A 16,919-nucleotide genomic window follows, 5' to 3' on the forward strand; every position below is an offset into this window, starting at 1 on the left:
TGCAGTGACTAAACGTTGGTGTTGTCGGTGGCCTTCGGCCGCCATTTCAAAAGAGAATGTTCCACGCGATCCAGAATGGTATTCAAACCGACGACCAGGACCATCAGCACGACAATCCCCGCCATCGTGCCGGAGGTATCCATGGTGTTGGTGGTCGCCATGATCCGATAGCCGAGACCTGCCGTTGAGGCGATGAATTCGGCGACGACGGCCGCGACCAGCGCCTGCGGGATCGCGATACGCAAGCCTGCGATGATCCACGGGCTGGCATTGGGCATCGTGACGCGGGTGAAAAGTTGCCACCGGTTGGCGCCGAGGACGCGCGCGACATTTTGTAATTCCAGATCGACCGATCGTATTCCCTCGTAGGTACTGAAGAAAACCAGCAGAAAAGACATCATCCCCGCCATCATCACTTTGGACAGAAGGGCGATTCCAAACCAGAGGACGAAGATCGGGGCGAGGGCGATACGGGGAATGCCGTAGATCGCGAGAATGAAAGGCTGCAATACGCGGGCGAGCGTTTCGCTCTGTCCGAGGAACAGGCCAAAGGCCAGGCCTCCAACCGATCCGAGAACGTATCCGTAGAACGCGCCCTCGAGCGTGATGTAGAGATCGGAGAGCAGCTCGCCTTTTTTCAGGGAGCCCCACAGCGAAGTTGCGATCAGCGAAGGCTTCGAAAGCCAGAATGTATCGATGATGTAACCCGAGCCAAACTCCCAAAACAGGAGTGCGGCGAGCAACAGCGCGATCCGATACAGCGTTATTCTCGATTTCACGACACGGGCGCCTTCATCTGTTCGGCCAACCGCAACCAGACCCGGTCGTAAATCCTGCGGAATTGCTCGTCCGTATGAATGGTGTAGATGTCGCGCGGTCGGGGCAGGTCCACCGGCACGATCTCCTCGACCCTGCCGGGACGGGCGCTCATGATGATGACCCGGTCGCCAAGGGCGATCGCTTCGGTCAGGTCGTGCGTAATGAAGATGAGCGTCGTCTTCGGGCGCTCATGCCAGAGGGTCAGCAGCAAGTCCTGCAATTGCAGTCTGGTTTGCGCGTCGAGCGGTCCGAAAGGTTCGTCGAGCAGGATGACCGGAGGATCGTAGACCAGCGTCCGGACAATATTGACGCGCTGTCGCATTCCGCCCGACAGCTCGTGTCGGTAATGATTTTCAAAACCCTTGAGGCCGACCCGCTCGATCAGCTCGAGAGCCCGGTCGCGTTGCTCCGCGCGCGACCCAATTCCCCGCAGAGAGAGCCCGAAGCAGACGTTCTCGATCACGGTCAGCCAGGGAAACAGATTGTCCGACTGGGTGACGTAGCCGATGTCGAGGTTGAGCCCCGAAAACGGCTGGCCTCGATAAAGCTTCTGGCCGGTCGTGGGCGATTGGAGGCCCACGATGAGGTTGAGCAAGGTGGACTTGCCGCATCCGGACGGCCCCACGACCGTAACGAACTCTCCTTCGGCGATATCCAAATCCAGCGCAGCGAGCGCTGTTACTTCTCGTTGTCCCCGAAAAACGCGGGAAACCGAGCTCAATTGGATAATTGGCGCCTTTGCCATGGCACAAAGACTACGGCGATCATAAATTTCGAGTCAAGGTAGGATTATCGAAATTATTGCCTGACCTCGAATTTTAATTCCTCAGAGCGGACTTCGGGCTCACGCCGCATCGCGCTGAACCAGCGCGGCGATGACGGTTTCAGCGTCAGTGCTTCCTTTCAGCGCGTTCGCGCCGCCGTCGCTGAATTCGATCCAGCCCTCGTTGAAACCGTCGAGCATCCGGATCCGTGGATAGGGATTGTTCGCGCCCTGCGAACGAAACATCGTCTCCCAGTTGTCGCGCGGAACGATCTCGGCGCGCACCGGACGGCCGAGCGCTTTCGCGAAGGCGGCGGCGAGATCGTTCGGCGATACGCGGCGCGGGCCTTCCAGTTCGACGACGCGTTGGCCTTTGAAGTCCTCCTGGATCAGCCGCGCGGCGAGCGTCCCGATGTCCTTTGTCGCGACCATCGGGATCGGTCTGTCGAGCGGCGCCAGAAAGCTGTGGATGACACCATCTTCGCGTGCTGACGCGACGTCCCACAGCGAATTTTCCAGAAACCAGCCCGGGCGCAAAAAAGTCACCGGGATCGGCAGCGCCGAGAGCGCCTGCTCCAGCAGCGTGCGCTGGGTCAGCAGATTGTCCTGTGTCGCATCGGCGCCGATGGTCGAGAGACAAAGCACCTTGCCGGGCCGGGCGGCGAGCAAAGCTGCAACGATCGCGTCGATGGTCTGGCGCGCCTGGCCGTAGCCGGGTGTCGGATCGAACTCCGACGGCGGCAGGATGAATACCGCCTCGGCCCCGGCGAAGGCGGCGGCCAGCGCGGTTGCATCGTTCATGTCGGCCAGCGCGACCTCGCAGCCGCTGATGGACCAGGCCGCGCCCTTGGTGGCGTCGCGGACGACGGCGCGAACCGGCAGACTTGCGGCGAGCAGCGAGGCGGCGAGCGCGCCGCCGACTTTTCCAGTGATTCCGGTGATGGCGTACATGGCGTCCTCCAGTTGGGTAGCTGAGGGCTCAAAGATGTAAGCCAGCGCGTTTGATGATTTAAGCGCATTAAGATCAGTGCTATGATGATTATTGATCATCGTAAGGTTAGATGAGATGAGCTTTGATGCGCGCATATTGACGGGGGTCGGGGTGCTGGCCGCCGTCACCGAATCCGGTAATTTCGCGCGCGCGGCGGAAAGTCTGGGCCTGACGCCGTCAGGCGTCAGCCGCGCCGTCGCCCGGCTGGAGGCGCGCGTCGGTATCAGGTTGTTCGATCGCACCCCTCGCGCGGTGACGCTGACCGAGGAGGGTCGTCGTTTCCATGCCCAGGTGATGCCGCTACTCGCCTCGATCGAGCAGGCCGCAACTGAAGTCGCGGGCGCAGCGGCTGATGTCAGCGGGAGACTCCGCGTCAATGTCGATCCCTGGTTCGCGCGGCTGGTGCTGGCGCCCCGACTGCCGGAGTTTTTCCCGCGTCATCCAAAAGTGTCGCTGGACTTGCTGGTCAGCAATCATCGCGAGGAGATGATGGCGGGCGTCGACGTCGCGGTCCGGTTCGGTCCGATGGACGGCGCGTCGTTGATCGCGCGCAAGCTTTTGGAGACACGCGTGGTGACCTGCGCCGCGCCGGCCTATCTCGAACACCATGGCACGCCGCGAACGCCGCACGATCTCGTCCATCACGAAGCGCTGTTGTTTCGCGATCCGCAGACTGGCCGGCCGTTCGAATGGGCGTTTTCTCGCAACGGCGAGACCATCGATGTCGACGTGCGAGGCCGAATGACGACAGACGATCCCTCAGCCGCCGTCGAGGCCTGCGCCGCCGGCTACGGCCTGTTTCAAAGCCTCGCGTTGGGACTCGATCCCTGGCTGCGGCGCGGCGAGCTGGTGCAGGTGCTCAGCGACTGGTCGGAGGAGCTTTATCCGCTTTACGCCTATCATCCCTCGCGCCATCTGCCGCCCGCGAAAGTCCGCGCCTTCCTTGATTTCATCCAGGAGATTGCTGCCGAAGGCGCCGGCTGACATCGCCGCGTGCCTCTCGCCGGCTCGGAAAGCTTTGCTTTCCTCTTTGTAATGCGTGTGCCTCGAACCGTGCCGACGCGGCTCTCCACTAATCCCCAACCGATGGAGAGTCCGATGAAAAGCATGTCATGGTCGCGGTATCGCTGCGTCGATCGCAGCTTCCTGCATCTGCGTCGCCTTCACTTGCGGGCGATGCGAAGGAAGCGAAGGGCACACAACGCTTCAGGGAAAGACGCCGTTACGCGGCACTAAAGCCTTATCGGTTCTGATTGAATCAGAACCGGGCTCTGGTCTTTTGTTTTGACGCGTTTTCTTTACGCGACCCGGTACCCCAGCGCCCCGATAATCCAGTTTGTGAAATGCACGTGACGCGTCTTTGACGACGCCAGCCGCACTGCAATCGCAAATCAGTTCTTGCTTTCGCCTTTTGGTTGCGAAAGCATCTTGCGCGTCATTTGATTTTTTCAAGGGATATTGAAATGCGAATTTCAAGCGCCCGCGTGGCAGCGCGCCACGCGATGAAACGTCCTTGCCGCTCACTCCTGCATCTGTTCTTTAATCTCATTTTGGGCGTTGCCGCGCCGATTGTGCTATCGCAGGGGGCATCGGCAGAAGTCTATCCCTCGCGACCCATTACGATCGTGGTCCCGTTCACCGCGGGCGGCCCCACCGATGCACTGGTGCGCACCCTGAGCGAGCGGATGCAGCATTCGCTGGGCCAGCCGCTGATCGTGGAAAATGTGACCGGTGCGGCCGGCACGATCGGGGTCGGGCGCGTCGCGTGCGCGGCGCCCGACGGCTATACGGTCAGCGTCGGTCATTGGAGCACCCACGTCATCAACGGCGCGTTGTATCCGCTTTCCTATGATCTGCTCAAAGACCTCGAGCCGATCGCGATGCTCACCAATTATCCGATGCTGCTCCTCACCAAGAACGCGGTGCCGGCGAAGAACCTGACGGAGCTGGCCGCGTGGCTAAAGGCCAACGAGGCGAAAGTCTCCGTCGGCACCATCGGGGTCGGCAGCGCCGCGCACGTCGCCGCGGTGTATTTCGCCAATCTCGAGGGTTTGAAATTCGAGTACGTGCCCTATCGCGGCGCCGCGCCTGCCTTGCAGGATCTGATGGCCGGCCGTATCGATCTGTTGTTCGATCATCTGCCCAATGCGCTGCCCCAGGTGAGGGAAGGCAAGGTCAAGGCCTATGCCGTGACTGCCAATACCCGCTCGCCCACCGCGCCCGATATCCCGACGGTCGATGAAGCCGGCGTGGCCGGGCTTTACATCAATATCTGGTACGGCCTCTGGGTGCCCAAGGGCACGCCGCCGGAGATCAAGGCCAAGCTCAATGCCGCCGTTGTCGAAGCGCTTGCCGACCCGAAGGTGCGCCAGCAGCTCTCAGAGCTTGGCCAGGTGATCCCGCCGCGCGACCAGCAAACGCCGGAAGCGTTGGCGGCCTATCAGAAGGCCGAGATCGCGAAGTGGTGGCCGGTCATCAAGGCCGCCAACATGAAGGGCGAGTAGCCTTCGTTGTTTGCCGATGTGGTCTGCTCGCGCAGGGCTTGATCAGGAAGGTAACTGCTTCCGATCTGGTTCCCTGCTTCAGGTTCCTGCAGCGCAGGACCTCTGTGTATTGACGTCTGCGTTCTTGCCAATCTCCCGGCCTTCACCCACACTTCGCAAATCAGCGCGTTGGGGATTCTTTGGGGGCTTCATGTCTTCTATCCGATCCAGCCATTTTCAGCTTTGTCTGATGTTCGCGACAACGCTGTCATTGTCGTTGTTGCTTGGGCCGGTGGCGGCCCGGGCCTATACCGCCGACGAGCAACAGGCGTGCAGCGGTGATGCGTTTCGGTTGTGCAGTGCCGAAATTCCCGATGTCGAGCGGGTCACGGTCTGCATGGTCAGAAACAAGTCCCGGCTCAGCCCCGCCTGCCGGGTCTATTTCAGGCCCGATGCCCAGGAGGCGCGGCCCGCCGCCGGCCGGCCGCTCAGCATCAGGCCGTCGGCGCATCATGGCGGCAAGCCGCACAAGAAGCCCGCCAAGAAGCATGGCTAGGCCTGAGCGTTGCATCGCAGGGCGTCGCTCCTGACGCGTTTGCGCATTTCTGGGGGCGCCGCAGATGTCCTGAGAGGGGCCTCTCGGTTGTAATTTCCTGGAATGACTCCGAACGGTATTCTTTGCCTGCTTCGAAGGCGGCTTCCAGCGCTGCGGACTCTGTTTGTTCGCATCGCGCCGCTGATTTCGTAACGCCGAGCGCCGATGCGCATCAGGGAGCAGCGACGGCGGATATCGTGAAAGCTTTAGGAAGATGACCTCCGGAAGTCTCTTCTGAGTCTTTTCAGAGTCCGCGGAGTCCTTCAGATACCTTCCGCTTCAATTTCAGGTTCTGCCGCAGCGCATGGTGTGACTCAAAAGCCAACTTCGCCGATCAATCAGCGCTTTCGCCACATTTGATTGTAAATTTTTCTTTCACGAATCAGCGCACTGATTCATTTTCGCCTTCTGGGGTCAATCTGGAGGCCAAGGTATGAACGTCATTGTTTTTGCATCGCGTAAAGGCGGCTCAGGAAAAAGTACGCTGACCGCTCATCTTGCCGCCCACGTCCATAAGTCCACCAAGCCATGCCTGCTCGTCGATGCCGATCCGCAGGGATCGCTGACACTCTGGCACAAGCTACGCGGGACCAACGAACCGCCGATCAAGACCGCGGTTAACTCCGTCAGCGGGATTCTCGCTGCCGCCAAGCGTGATGGTATTGAATGGGTGTTCATCGATACGCCGCCGAATACATCGGCTGTCGTGGAAGATGCCATCCGCAACGCCACCATGGTGATCATTCCGGCGCGGCCGGGGGTTTTCGACGTCAACGCCGTGCAGGAAACGATTTCGACCTGCCGCGCCGCGCGCAAGCCCTATGCGGTCGTCATCAACGGTGCGCCGGCACGCCGGGATGATGTGGAGAGCCGCATCGTTACCATCGCGCGTGAAGCGCTGGCCAAGTTCCGCGCACCGGTGTGGGGCGGCCAGATCACCAACCGTGCCGATCTTCTGATGGCGCTCGGCAAGGGCGAAGGCGCCCGCGAATATTTTGCCGAAGGCCGTGCGGCGGCGGAAATCAGCCGGCTATGGGCTGCGATCGAACGTTCGGTGAAGGCAATCCGCGGCACCGCGTCCGCGACCGGCGCCATGCACAAGCAGGCGGCGTAATTTCGCTGACCTGCCTGGCCGACAGAAAACGCGCAAAGTCTGCGCGTTTTTCGCGTCACGAAAACATCATCCCGCGTCAGCAGTCACGCTGACGCGGGATGATGTTGCTTGTGCGCAATTACAGAGCGTTTTCGACCGAAGTGGATACCGGTTCACGTAGAGAAAACGCGTCAAAACAAGACCGTCAATTCACCATCAGCACATAGAACAGCACGACCGGCGACAAGGTCAGGATCACCGACCAGATGCCGACAGCCCACAGAATGTCTTCCATGCGGAAGCCTCCCTGCTCAGGGAGTTTATTGTTCTCTAGTTTCACGACGCCCCCGCGTTTTTGCTTTTATCGCGGTGATCCTACGGGCCGGATTTTAAAAAGACGGTCGCAACATCGCTCGCATTTGAACACAGGTGCTACCGGCGATTAACCACGGGTGACCGGAGCCGAGTTGGATCGATGAGGTTTTGCCGACCTCGCCCCGCAAGCGGTAGGGCTATCGCATAGAAAGAGATTGGGCCTGCAGTCTTTGTGCGGCCATCCTTCGAGACGGCCGCCTACGGCGTCCCCTCAGGATGAGGACTTTCTGTGCGGCTAAATCTTGAACCCTCATGGTGAGCAGCCTCGTCTTCGAGGCGTCTCGAACCATGAGGCCCCAGGCGATTACCGCGGCGGAAAGTCATATGCGATAGCCCTGCCGCAAGCGGGGAGAGGGAGAACGTGACAAAACAAAAGCCCCGGCTCTGATTCAACAGAACCGGGGCTCGTGTTTTTTAGGAGGTGCTGCTCAGGCGCTCATCAGCATGTTGTAAGCCAGCACCGGCGACATGCCGAGCACCAGCGCCCACAGGCCGAACGACGCCACCAGAAGAACGTCGTGGATTTTCTCGGCGTGTTCGGAAGTCAGGTATTTGTTGCGCATGGTTTGAGTGGTCATTGGTTTCCCCCGTCCGTTGTTGATTGGGAAAAACAATAAGCCTCAATTTTTAAAGTTACGGCCGCCGCATGTTTCTGATTTGAATGACCGGATTTACCGGGCTTTAACCACGCGGATTATCGATCGGCGCGGCCGACCACGTCCATCAGCTCGGCGATCTTGCGGCGCTGGTCGGCCTTGTCGCCGGACGAGATCGCATGCTCGACGCAATGCGCGACGTGGTCGCGCAGGATCTCCTCCTCGACCCGGCGCAGCGCGGCCTTCGCCGCCGCGATCTGCGTCACCACGTCGATGCAATAGCGGTCGTCCTCGACCATCCCCGCGAGCCCGCGGATCTGGCCCTCAATTCGTTTCAGTCTTTTCAGGCAGGACGTCTTGATCTCTTTGCGCATGTCGTCCATATACCCCCCTAGGGTATATAGTTCAAGAGGCGGGGAGAGACTGGTGACGCAGATGAAGCACGCCCACGGCGCCGACGCGCACGCCGGTCATGATCATGGGGCGGGGGTGCCGGCCGCGTCCTGTTGCGGCGGCGGCCACGATGCCGCCCCTGCGGCGGTCGCGATCGACCCCGTCTGCGGCATGAATGTCGCCATCGAGACCGCCAAGCACCGGCTCAGTTACCGCGGCCAGGATTACTTCTTTTGCGGCCAGCGTTGCCGCGAGCGTTTCGAGGCCGAGCCGGAAAAATTCGTGCAGCCGAAGCAGTCGGAGCCGCAAGCGCCGGCCGGAACCATCTACACCTGCCCGATGCATCCGGAAGTGCGGCAGGTCGGGCCGGGCAATTGCCCGATCTGCGGCATGACGCTGGAGCCCGAACAGATATCGCTCGACGATGCGCCCGATCCCGAACTGATCGACATGAGCAGGCGATTCTGGATCGCGCTGGTGCTGACACTTCCGGTATTCGTCATCGAGATGGGCAGCCATCTCGGCCTGATGCATCTGGTGCCACCCGAATGGTCGAACTGGATTTCGCTGGTGCTGGCGACACCGGTGGTGCTGTGGGCCGGCGCGCCGTTCTTCGAGCGCGGCTGGAAATCTCTGGTCACGCGCAATCTCAACATGTTCACGCTGATCGCGATGGGTACCGGCGTCGCCTGGCTTTACAGCGTCGTCGGCACGCTGGCGCCGCAACTGTTTCCGCCTGCGTTCCGGGATATGCACGGCATGGTCGCGGTGTATTTCGAGGCGGCGGCGGTCATTACGGTGCTGGTGTTGCTGGGGCAGGTACTGGAATTGCGGGCACGCGAGCGCACCTCGGGCGCGATCCGCGCACTGCTCGGCCTCGCGCCAAAGACCGCGCGACGCATTACAGCGCAAGGCGACGAGGATGTCGCGATCGATGCCATTGCGGTCGGTGATCTCTTGCGGGTTCGTCCCGGCGAGAAGGTTCCGGTCGATGGCGTCGTCACTGAAGGCCGCTCCGCTGTCGATGAATCGATGGTGACAGGCGAATCGATGCCGGTGTCGAAGATTGAGGACGATCGCGTGATCGGTGGCACCGTCAACCAGAGCGGCGGCCTGGTGATACGTGCCGACAAGGTCGGCCGCGACACCATGCTGGCGCGGATCGTCGACATGGTGGCGCGGGCGCAGCGCTCGCGGGCGCCGATCCAGCGGCTGGCGGATCGTGTGGCCGGCTGGTTCGTGCCGGCGGTGATCGCGACGGCACTGTTGGCATTTGCAGCCTGGATGCTGTTCGGGCCCGAGCCGCGCTTCACGTTCGGCCTGGTCGCGGCGGTGACGGTGTTGATCATCGCATGCCCCTGCGCGCTGGGTCTGGCGACGCCGATGTCGATCATGGTCGGTATCGGCCGCGGCGCGCGCTCGGGAATCCTGATCCGTGACGCGCAGGCGCTGGAGCAGTTCGAAACCATCGATACCATCGTGATCGACAAGACGGGGACGCTGACCGAAGGCAAGCCGAAACTGGTCTCGATCGTCACGACGGAAGGCGTTGACGAGAATTCATTGCTGCGGCTCGCCGCCAGCGTCGAGCGCGGCAGCGAGCATCCGCTGGCGCAGGCGATCCTCAATGCGGCGACGGAGCGAAAACTCGATCTCGGCGAGGTCAGCGATTTTGCGAGTCCCTCCGGCAAGGGCGCGCGGGGAATTATCGACGGCAAGGCAGTCGCGCTCGGCAACGCGATGCTGATGGCCGAGCTGAAGATCGCGACCGGGCAACTCGATGTCGCGGCGGAAGCCGCCCGCCAAAACGGCGCGACCGTGATCTATGTCGCGATCGATGGCCGCGCCTGTGGCGTCTTCGCGATCGCCGATCCCGTCAAGCCCTCGGCAAAAGCGGCGCTGCAGGCGTTGCGCGACGATGGCCTGCGTATCGTGATGCTGACCGGCGACAACATCACCACCGCGCGCGCGGTGGCGGCGACGCTCGGCATCGAGGAGATCGAGGCCGGCGTGTTGCCGGAGCGCAAGAGCGATGTGGTGCAACGGTTGCGCAAAGAAGGCCGTCGTGTTGCGATGGTCGGCGACGGCGTCAATGACGCGCCGGCGCTGGCCGCGGCCGATGTCGGCATCGCGATGGGCGGCGGAACTGACGTGGCGATCGAAAGCGCCGGGGTCACGCTGCTGACCGGGGACCTGACGGGCCTGTTGCGGGCGCGGCGATTGTCGGTCGCGACCATGCGCAACATCCGCCAGAACCTTGGTTTTGCATTCTTGTACAATGCGGCCGGCGTGCCGATCGCGGCGGGCGTGCTCTATCCGGTGTTCGGCATCCTGCTGTCGCCGATGGTCGGCGCGGCCGCGATGGCGCTGTCGTCGGTCAGCGTGATCGGCAACGCGTTGCGGTTGGCGCGGACGAAGCTGGATTAGCGTGGAACTGTCGTCATTGCGCGCGGCACCCCAACGCCTATCTAAATCCTGTGCTACGGTCGCGGGGTCCAGGGAATGCGGAGGAGACCATGATGAGAAGACTTATTCTTGCGGGCACAGTGCTCGCGCTGGCCGCCGGGGTGACGACTGGCGCTGTCGCGTCTGACCGGAAAGCTTATAAGAGCGGTGCTCACGTTGGACGTCTTCACTCCGGCGCGTTTGGCAACACGCATCACGTCAGGCGCGGCGGTCGGCTTGCCGGCGTCCGCGGCTCGGAGAGCTGGTACCCTGACGGCAGCAGCCAAGGTTATCACGGTGGTTTTATCAGCCTCGGCCCGCTTGGGATAACAGCCGCTTGCGGCTCCCACCGCTGCGGTTCCGGCTACGGTACGTCCATCAGCGCATGGTCTTATTAAGCGGCTATCTCACATCCGCCGCGTCCATGTCGCGGTGTTGACGGCGCCTTCCGGCACGGCGCCGGACACCAGCGCGCGAACCTGTTCCACGGTATGCAACGCCTGCGCCTCGATCGCGGGCGGGGTCAGACCGCCGACATGAGGCGTCGCGATTACGTTGGGCAGTGCCGCGAGCGCGGGTGTCGGCATCTGGTCCGGCGCGCGGCCGACATCGAGCGCGGCGCCGGCGATGCGTCCTTCTTTGAGGGCGGTAGCCAGCGCGGCCTCGTCGACCAGATTGCCGCGCGAGACGTTGATGAAAACCGCGTCGCGGCGCATTTGCGACAAAGCTTTAGCATCGATCAGGTTCTCGGTCGCCTCGATCGCGATCGCAAGGCAGACCACATGATCGGACTCCGCCAGCAGGGTTGGTAAATCGACTTGTCGGAAGTTGGGATCATCGATGGTCACATGGGGATCGGAGATCAGCACCCGCATCCCCATCGCGGCGGCCAACGGCGCCACGGCGCGGCCGATCGCGCCATAGCCGATAATGCCGATCGTGGTGCCGGCCAATTGCCGGCCCATCCGCGCGGCCGGCGCGCGGCCAGCCTGATAGGAAGCGGTCGCGCCGGAGATGCCGCGGTTGAGATCGACCAGGAAGCCGAACACGAGTTCAGTGACGGATTCGACGAAGCCGGGCTTGGCCCGGGTGACGAGGATGCCGTGCGAGGAGGCGGTGGCCACATCGATGTTGCGGATGTCGACCGCGCAACGCAGCGCCGCGCGCAGCGTGCCGAGGCCATCGAAGATCGCCGCCGGCAATGCGGTGGCGCGGTCGGCGACAATGAGATCGCAACCTTGCGCGGCGGCGATCAGCGCCGGTCCTTCCAGCGTGTCGTGGCCCTGATGCAGCACGACCTCGCCGAGCGCCTGCAGCCCGGCCAGCGCGCGGGCGCCATAATAATTGTCGCGCATATGCGGCGTGTGAGTCAGCAGAATCTTCATCGTTCAATATCCCATCAGCTTTGGCAGGAACGTGCTGATCGCGGGCACGAAGGCGATCACCAGCAGGCAGGCGAGCAGCAATCCAAGATAGCCGAGCATCGGCCGGACCGTGGCTTCCACCGGCACTTTGCCGATCAGGCAGGCGCCGTAAAGCCCGAGCCCGAGCGGCGGGGCAAACAGGCCGATGCCCATCGCGATCACCAGCACCACGCCGTAATGCAGCGGCGCGATCCCGAGTTTGCCGGCCACCGGCACCAATAACGGCCCGAAGATGATCAGCGCCGCGGCGCCTTCCAGCACCGAGCCCATCACGATCAGGATTCCGACCGAGAGCAGGATGAACAGCCATGTGCCGCTCTCATGCGACAGCCCCACCATGAATTCGGCCACTGCGTGCGGCACCTGTTGCAAGGTCAATACAAACGCCAGCGATTGCGCGGCGGCCACGATAAACAGCACCAGGCCCGAACGCGCGGCGGCATGGATGAAACTGCGCCACGCGGCGGCGGGACTGAGCTCGCGGAACATCAGCGATCCAACCACGATGGCATAGAGCGACGCGAAGGCGGATATTTCGGTCGCGGTCGCAAAGCCCGATTTGAAGCCGATGAAGATCATCGCGATCAGGCCGAGCGAGACACCGGCCCCTAACCACATCCGCGTCATCGCCGCGTGGGCCAAGGGAGGCGGCGGCGGCGCGGTCGAAGATTTGCCGAACAGGATCGACACGGCAATGAGCGCTGCCGCCATCAGTGCGGCGGGTAGTAAGCCAGCGGCGAACAGGCCGCCGATCGAAAGGTTGGCGACGAAGCCGAGGATGATCAGGTTGATGCAGGGCGGAATGGTCTCCGCCATCACCGCCGATGCGGCGAGCAGTGCGACCGTTGCGCCGGGGTTTTGGCCTGATTTGCGCGACGCCGGAATTAATACCGCGCCGACCGCCGCGACATCCGCCATCTTGGAGCCGGAGATGCCGGAGAACAGCACCATCGCGGTGACCATCACCACATTGAGGCCGCCGCGCATCCGCCCCACCAGCCGTTGCAGCAATTCGATCAGCCGCACTGACATGCCGTTGGCTTCCATCAAATAGCCGACCAGAATGAAGAAGGGGATCGCGAGCAGGACGAAATTGTCGATGCCGCGCGCCATCTGCTGGGCGAAGATCACGCCGGGCAGATTGCCCTCGACCCAGATGAAGATCAGTGCGGCCAGCGCCAGCGCAAAGCCGATCGGCAGGCCGCCGGCGAGCGTGACGACAAAGCCCAGCAGCATCAGCGTGCCGGCGGACGGCATCGCGTCCGGGGTAAAGTTCATGCCTGCGAGAAAAATGCCGGACACGACCGCCAGCGCAGCGATGGCTTGCAGAATACTGCGCCAGCTTCGGCCAAGCAGAATTTCGGCGGCAAACACCGTCATGCACGCCGCGCCGAGCCCCATCGGATAGAAGGTCAATTCAAGCGGCAGGCCGGAGCCGGTGGTCTGACCTGCGGTGATCGTGCCGAGTTCGATGGCGTGGAAAGCGACATAGGCCGCCACCACCAGCACCAGCGTCGCGCCGACATCATCCGCGAAGCGCTGCCAGACCGGCGGCAGCAATGAGCGGAAGAACACCACGCCGGGATTTTCCCCACGTGCCAGCGCCGACGCGGCGCCAAAAAAGGCCGACGCCACCATCAGCCCGCGCGCGATGTCATCGGCCCATTCGACCGGCGCATTGAACAGCGAGCGCGCCAGCACCGAATAGATCACGACCGCAAGATCGGCGGCGAGAAGACCCGCCGCGACGGCATCGGTGACCGGCAGCAGGATGCTGGTCACCCGCCGCTCGCCGGCATCGGCGCCGTACGCACCGGTGATGACATCAGCCATCGTCAGGCCGAAGTGGCGCGGATCAGGTCAATCACGGGCTTGGCGTCCGGCCGCGCTTTCACGAAAGCGTCGGTCTGCGGAAGCACGCGCTTGCGGAACGCCTCACGGTCGCAATCGATCACGGTGACGCCCTTGTCCTTGAGCTGCGACAGCGCTTCCTTTTCGACATCGAGGCCATGGGTGCGGGTATCGGCGGCGGCTTTCTTCGCGGCGTCGATGAAGCCCTCGCGCATCGAAGCCGACATCCGGTTGAAGGTCGCTTCCGAAAAGTAGATCGCCAGCGGCGAGAAATTATGCTGGGTGAGCGAATAGAATTTCGCGGTCTCGTAGAATTTCGAGGCGACGATGGTCGGCGGATCGTGCTCCATCCCGTCGAGCACGCCGGCCTGCAAGCCTGTATAGATCTCGCCGAACGCCATCGGCGTCGCCGCCGCGCCCATCAGGCGCAGGCATTCGGTGATCACAGGATTAGGCAAGGTGCGGATCTTCAGCCCGGCCAAGTCTTCTGGTGTGTTGACTGCCTTGCGCGCCAGCACCGAGCGCGCGCCGAAATTATAGGCCCAGGCGATGATGCGGATATTCGATCCCTTGAGCAGCGCCTGTTCGATCGGCGTGGCCGCGCCGGCGTCGAACGCCTTGGTCTGTTGCGGGAACGATGAAAAGAGATAGCCGAGGTCATAGGTTCCAACCAGCGGCACCAGATTGGCCGCAATCGATGAGCCGGACACCATCAGGTCGATCACGCCGAGCTTGACCGAGTTGATGACGTCGATCTCTTGGCCGAGCTGGTTGTCGGGGAAGAACGCCACCTCGATCTGCCCGGCGAGGGGGCCGGCCGCGATTTGCTTGACGAGGTTGTCGTAATAGACCCTGCCGTTGGCAAATTTCGGGTCGTTGGCCTGCGAGGACGACAGTTTGAGTTTCAAAACCGCCGCTTCCGCCCGGCCGATCAGCGCGGGCGCGGCGAGGCCGCTGGCAGTGAGCGCGAAGGATGAGCGAAGTAACGCACGGCGATTGATCACAAAAGACATGTTTGTTCCCCCGGGATGCGGTTCTTTGTTTCGACCGCGTTTGCTGGGGATAAAACTAGTCTTATTGGTTTGGCTGGCACAAGTAGCCGGTGCTCTTTTTTAGGCGGGAAACCCGCGGTTCGATTGCCGCATGAAGCCGCATGTCAATTCGCAACAGAATCAATTATCGGTTGATCGATCAACCAAGTCAGATCCCGATGAACCTTGACGAGCGCAGGCTGGCTGCCAAAGAGTCCGAAAGTACGGGGACCGAGCCATCGGCTGCGACACCAGCCGCACTGCACGCGGCTGGACTTCGTCATTTTGCCGCAGGACGGCATCTGGACGCGCAGATGTGCTGCGAGAAAGCGCTGGCGCTCGATTCTGCGCATGCAGAGACACTGCATCTGACCGGTCAAATCTGCCTTCACGCCGGGCAATACGACCATGCGGCGGAGTGGATCGCGCGTGCGATCAAGCAAGAGCCGAAAGCCGAATACTTCATGACCCTCGGCGGGGCGCTTACGAGCCTGGGGCGGCACGCGGATGCCCTCGCGGTGTTTGGCAAGGCAGCGCAGCTGAAGCCGGACGACGCAAACGCATGGAGGATTCTTGGCATCATCCAGGCCGGCCTCGGACGGAGGCAAGAAGCGGCCCTGAGCTATCAGCAGGCGCTCAAGGTCAATCCCGACGATTGGGACACCGCTTTTAGAGCGGGCCTTCTTTTCCATGAACGGGGGCAGATCGAGGAAGCGCTCGCCTGCTTTAGCCTGCACGAGAGAATGCCGGATGGGAACGCTCTCAAGCCGCTGATGCGCGCGCTTGCCTTGTTCATTCTCAACAGATTTGAGGAAGGTCTGGTCGAGATCAACAATGCCCACGCACTTGATCCGACGAACGCCGAAATCTGTAATTTTGTCGGCATGTTTCATGCGCGGCTTGGAAGAGAAGATAAGGCGCTGTCGTGGTACGACCGGTCACTCCAGTTGCAACCCAATGCCGTGGGCGCTTTGAGCAACAGGGCGTTTGCGCTCAATCATCTCCACCGGTTCGACGAGTGCCTGGCGATCTACGACAGGATCAGGACGATCGATCCGAATAATATGAGAGGCGTCTTTCAGGCGTCGCTCGTGCATCTGTTGATCGGAAATTTCGAAGCGGGTTGGGCGGGGCGGGAAGCTCGCTGGGCCGTTCCTGGTCTGCCGATCGACCGTTTCGGATTGTCGCAGCCGCCGTGGCTTGGAAAGGAACCGATCGAGGGCAAGACTATCCTGGTTTTCGAGGATGAAGGCGCCGGCGACACCATTCAGTTTGCGCGTTACGTTCCGCTGCTGCTGAGGGCCCACGGCGCCCGCGTCATTCTATCCGTGACCGATCCCGTCGTTCCTTTGCTGGCGGGCATGCCTGGCGTCGCGCAATGCGTTTCGCGATCGGTCAAGCCGCTGCCGGCTTACGACCTGCATTGCCCGATCACTTCCCTGCCGCTGGTCTTTGAGACGCGTCTCGATACCATTCCTTCGGGATTGGGTTATCTGCCGCAACCGGAAGAAGCGCGCCGGCAGATTTGGGAAGCCCGGCTTTCCGAACGCCTCGGCGCGGAAAGGAAACTGCGGATCGGTCTTGTCTGGTCCGGTAATCCGAACCACGTCAACGACCGTAACCGATCGTTTCCACTGCGAATGCTGTCAGGCCTCCTTGGCGCCGATGCCGCCTTCGTCAGCCTTCAGAAGAATCCGAAACCCGATGATGCTGTTATCCTCGAACAGGCCGGCGTCATCGACCTGACGGCGCAACTCACCGATTTCGCCGAGACGGCCGCGCTGCTCAGTCAGCTTGATCTCGTGATCACGGTAGATACCAGCGTTGCGCATCTCGCCGGCGCGCTGGGACGGCCGACCTGGATCCTGCTGCCCTATTTGCCCGATTGGCGCTGGCTGCTGGGTCGCGATGACAGCCCGTGGTATCCGACCGTCCGCCTGTTCAGGCAGGACGCGACACGCGATTACGGCAGTGTCGTCGCGCGAGTGCGGAGCGAACTGGATGTCATGATTTCCGGGTTTCTGCGATAGGCGCCTCTGTACCAGCCACTTCCGATCCAC

Annotated in this window: 14 protein-coding genes; 6 read left to right on the forward strand and 8 right to left on the reverse strand. The window is 62.1% G+C overall.

The window, feature by feature from the left end; translation table 11 throughout:
* Window positions 1-8 precede the first annotated feature (8 nt).
* The 3 genes from HB676_RS33950 to HB676_RS27855 all read right to left on the reverse strand — a co-directional run bounded on the left by HB676_RS33950 (window position 9) and on the right by HB676_RS27855 (window position 2,533).
* Window positions 9-779, reverse strand: a complete 771-nt coding sequence (locus tag HB676_RS33950) for an ABC transporter permease (RefSeq protein ID WP_213741689.1) — start codon at window positions 777-779, stop codon at window positions 9-11.
* Entirely contained in the window at window positions 776-1,477 is a 702-nt protein-coding gene (locus HB676_RS27850; protein ID WP_249780508.1) for an ABC transporter ATP-binding protein, read from the reverse strand. The genes HB676_RS33950 and HB676_RS27850 overlap by 4 nt, the downstream gene beginning before the upstream one ends.
* 186 nt (window positions 1,478-1,663) lie before the next feature.
* Entirely contained in the window at window positions 1,664-2,533 is an 870-nt protein-coding gene (locus HB676_RS27855) for an NmrA family NAD(P)-binding protein (RefSeq protein WP_213741691.1), read from the reverse strand.
* A gap of 115 nt (window positions 2,534-2,648) precedes the next feature.
* Here HB676_RS27855 and HB676_RS27860 point away from each other — a divergent pair, with 115 nt between their 5' ends.
* From HB676_RS27860 to HB676_RS27875, 4 genes are all read left to right on the forward strand, one after another.
* Window positions 2,649-3,557 carry a LysR family transcriptional regulator gene (locus tag HB676_RS27860; RefSeq protein WP_213741692.1) on the forward strand — a complete coding sequence of 303 codons (909 nt, stop codon included), beginning with the start codon at window positions 2,649-2,651 and terminating at the stop codon, window positions 3,555-3,557.
* Between the two features lie 479 nt (window positions 3,558-4,036).
* Entirely contained in the window at window positions 4,037-5,077 is a 1,041-nt protein-coding gene (locus HB676_RS27865) for a tripartite tricarboxylate transporter substrate-binding protein (RefSeq protein ID WP_249780509.1), read from the forward strand.
* Window positions 5,078-5,267: 190 nt separating this feature from the next.
* Window positions 5,268-5,612: a hypothetical protein gene (locus HB676_RS27870; protein WP_249780510.1), complete on the forward strand. Its 345-nt coding sequence runs from the start codon at window positions 5,268-5,270 to the stop codon at window positions 5,610-5,612.
* A gap of 472 nt (window positions 5,613-6,084) precedes the next feature.
* Window positions 6,085-6,765, forward strand: coding sequence for a ParA family protein (locus HB676_RS27875; protein WP_213741693.1), 681 nt, complete (start codon window positions 6,085-6,087; stop codon window positions 6,763-6,765).
* A gap of 782 nt (window positions 6,766-7,547) precedes the next feature.
* Here the strand turns inward: HB676_RS27875 and HB676_RS27880 are convergent.
* Window positions 7,548-7,697, reverse strand: a complete 150-nt coding sequence (locus HB676_RS27880; RefSeq protein WP_213741694.1) for a hypothetical protein — start codon at window positions 7,695-7,697, stop codon at window positions 7,548-7,550.
* 116 nt (window positions 7,698-7,813) lie between these two features.
* Window positions 7,814-8,089, reverse strand: coding sequence for a metal-sensitive transcriptional regulator (locus HB676_RS27885; RefSeq protein ID WP_213741785.1), 276 nt, complete (start codon window positions 8,087-8,089; stop codon window positions 7,814-7,816).
* A gap of 61 nt (window positions 8,090-8,150) precedes the next feature.
* Here HB676_RS27885 and HB676_RS27890 point away from each other — a divergent pair, with 61 nt between their 5' ends.
* Window positions 8,151-10,535, forward strand: a complete 2,385-nt coding sequence (locus tag HB676_RS27890; RefSeq protein WP_213741786.1) for a heavy metal translocating P-type ATPase — start codon at window positions 8,151-8,153, stop codon at window positions 10,533-10,535.
* Window positions 10,536-10,960: 425 nt separating this feature from the next.
* Here HB676_RS27890 and HB676_RS27895 read toward each other — a convergent pair whose 3' ends face one another.
* The 3 genes from HB676_RS27895 to HB676_RS27905 are packed head-to-tail and all read right to left on the reverse strand — an operon-like array spanning window position 10,961 to window position 14,841.
* The gene (locus tag HB676_RS27895; RefSeq protein WP_213741695.1) at window positions 10,961-11,938 is read right to left on the reverse strand and encodes an NAD(P)-dependent oxidoreductase; all 978 of its coding nucleotides are present in this window, start codon (window positions 11,936-11,938) and stop codon (window positions 10,961-10,963) included.
* Window positions 11,939-11,941: 3 nt separating this feature from the next.
* Window positions 11,942-13,810 (reverse strand): TRAP transporter large permease subunit, encoded by a 1,869-nt coding sequence (locus tag HB676_RS27900; RefSeq protein WP_213741696.1) that lies wholly within the window; start codon window positions 13,808-13,810, stop codon window positions 11,942-11,944.
* Between the two features lie 2 nt (window positions 13,811-13,812).
* On the reverse strand, window positions 13,813-14,841 hold the full coding sequence (locus HB676_RS27905) for a TRAP transporter substrate-binding protein (RefSeq protein WP_213741697.1): 1,029 nt from the start codon (window positions 14,839-14,841) through the stop codon (window positions 13,813-13,815).
* Window positions 14,842-15,173: 332 nt separating this feature from the next.
* On the opposite strand from HB676_RS27905, the gene HB676_RS33960 reads away from it, so the two are divergent.
* Complete coding sequence (locus HB676_RS33960) at window positions 15,174-16,889, forward strand: tetratricopeptide repeat-containing glycosyltransferase family protein (protein ID WP_346347441.1); 1,716 nt, start codon at window positions 15,174-15,176, stop codon at window positions 16,887-16,889.
* Window positions 16,890-16,919: the final 30 nt, after the last annotated feature.

Origin of the sequence: Bradyrhizobium sp. dw_411, assembly GCF_018449695.1 — a bacterium.
Taxonomy (GTDB): Bacteria; Pseudomonadota; Alphaproteobacteria; order Rhizobiales; family Xanthobacteraceae; genus Bradyrhizobium.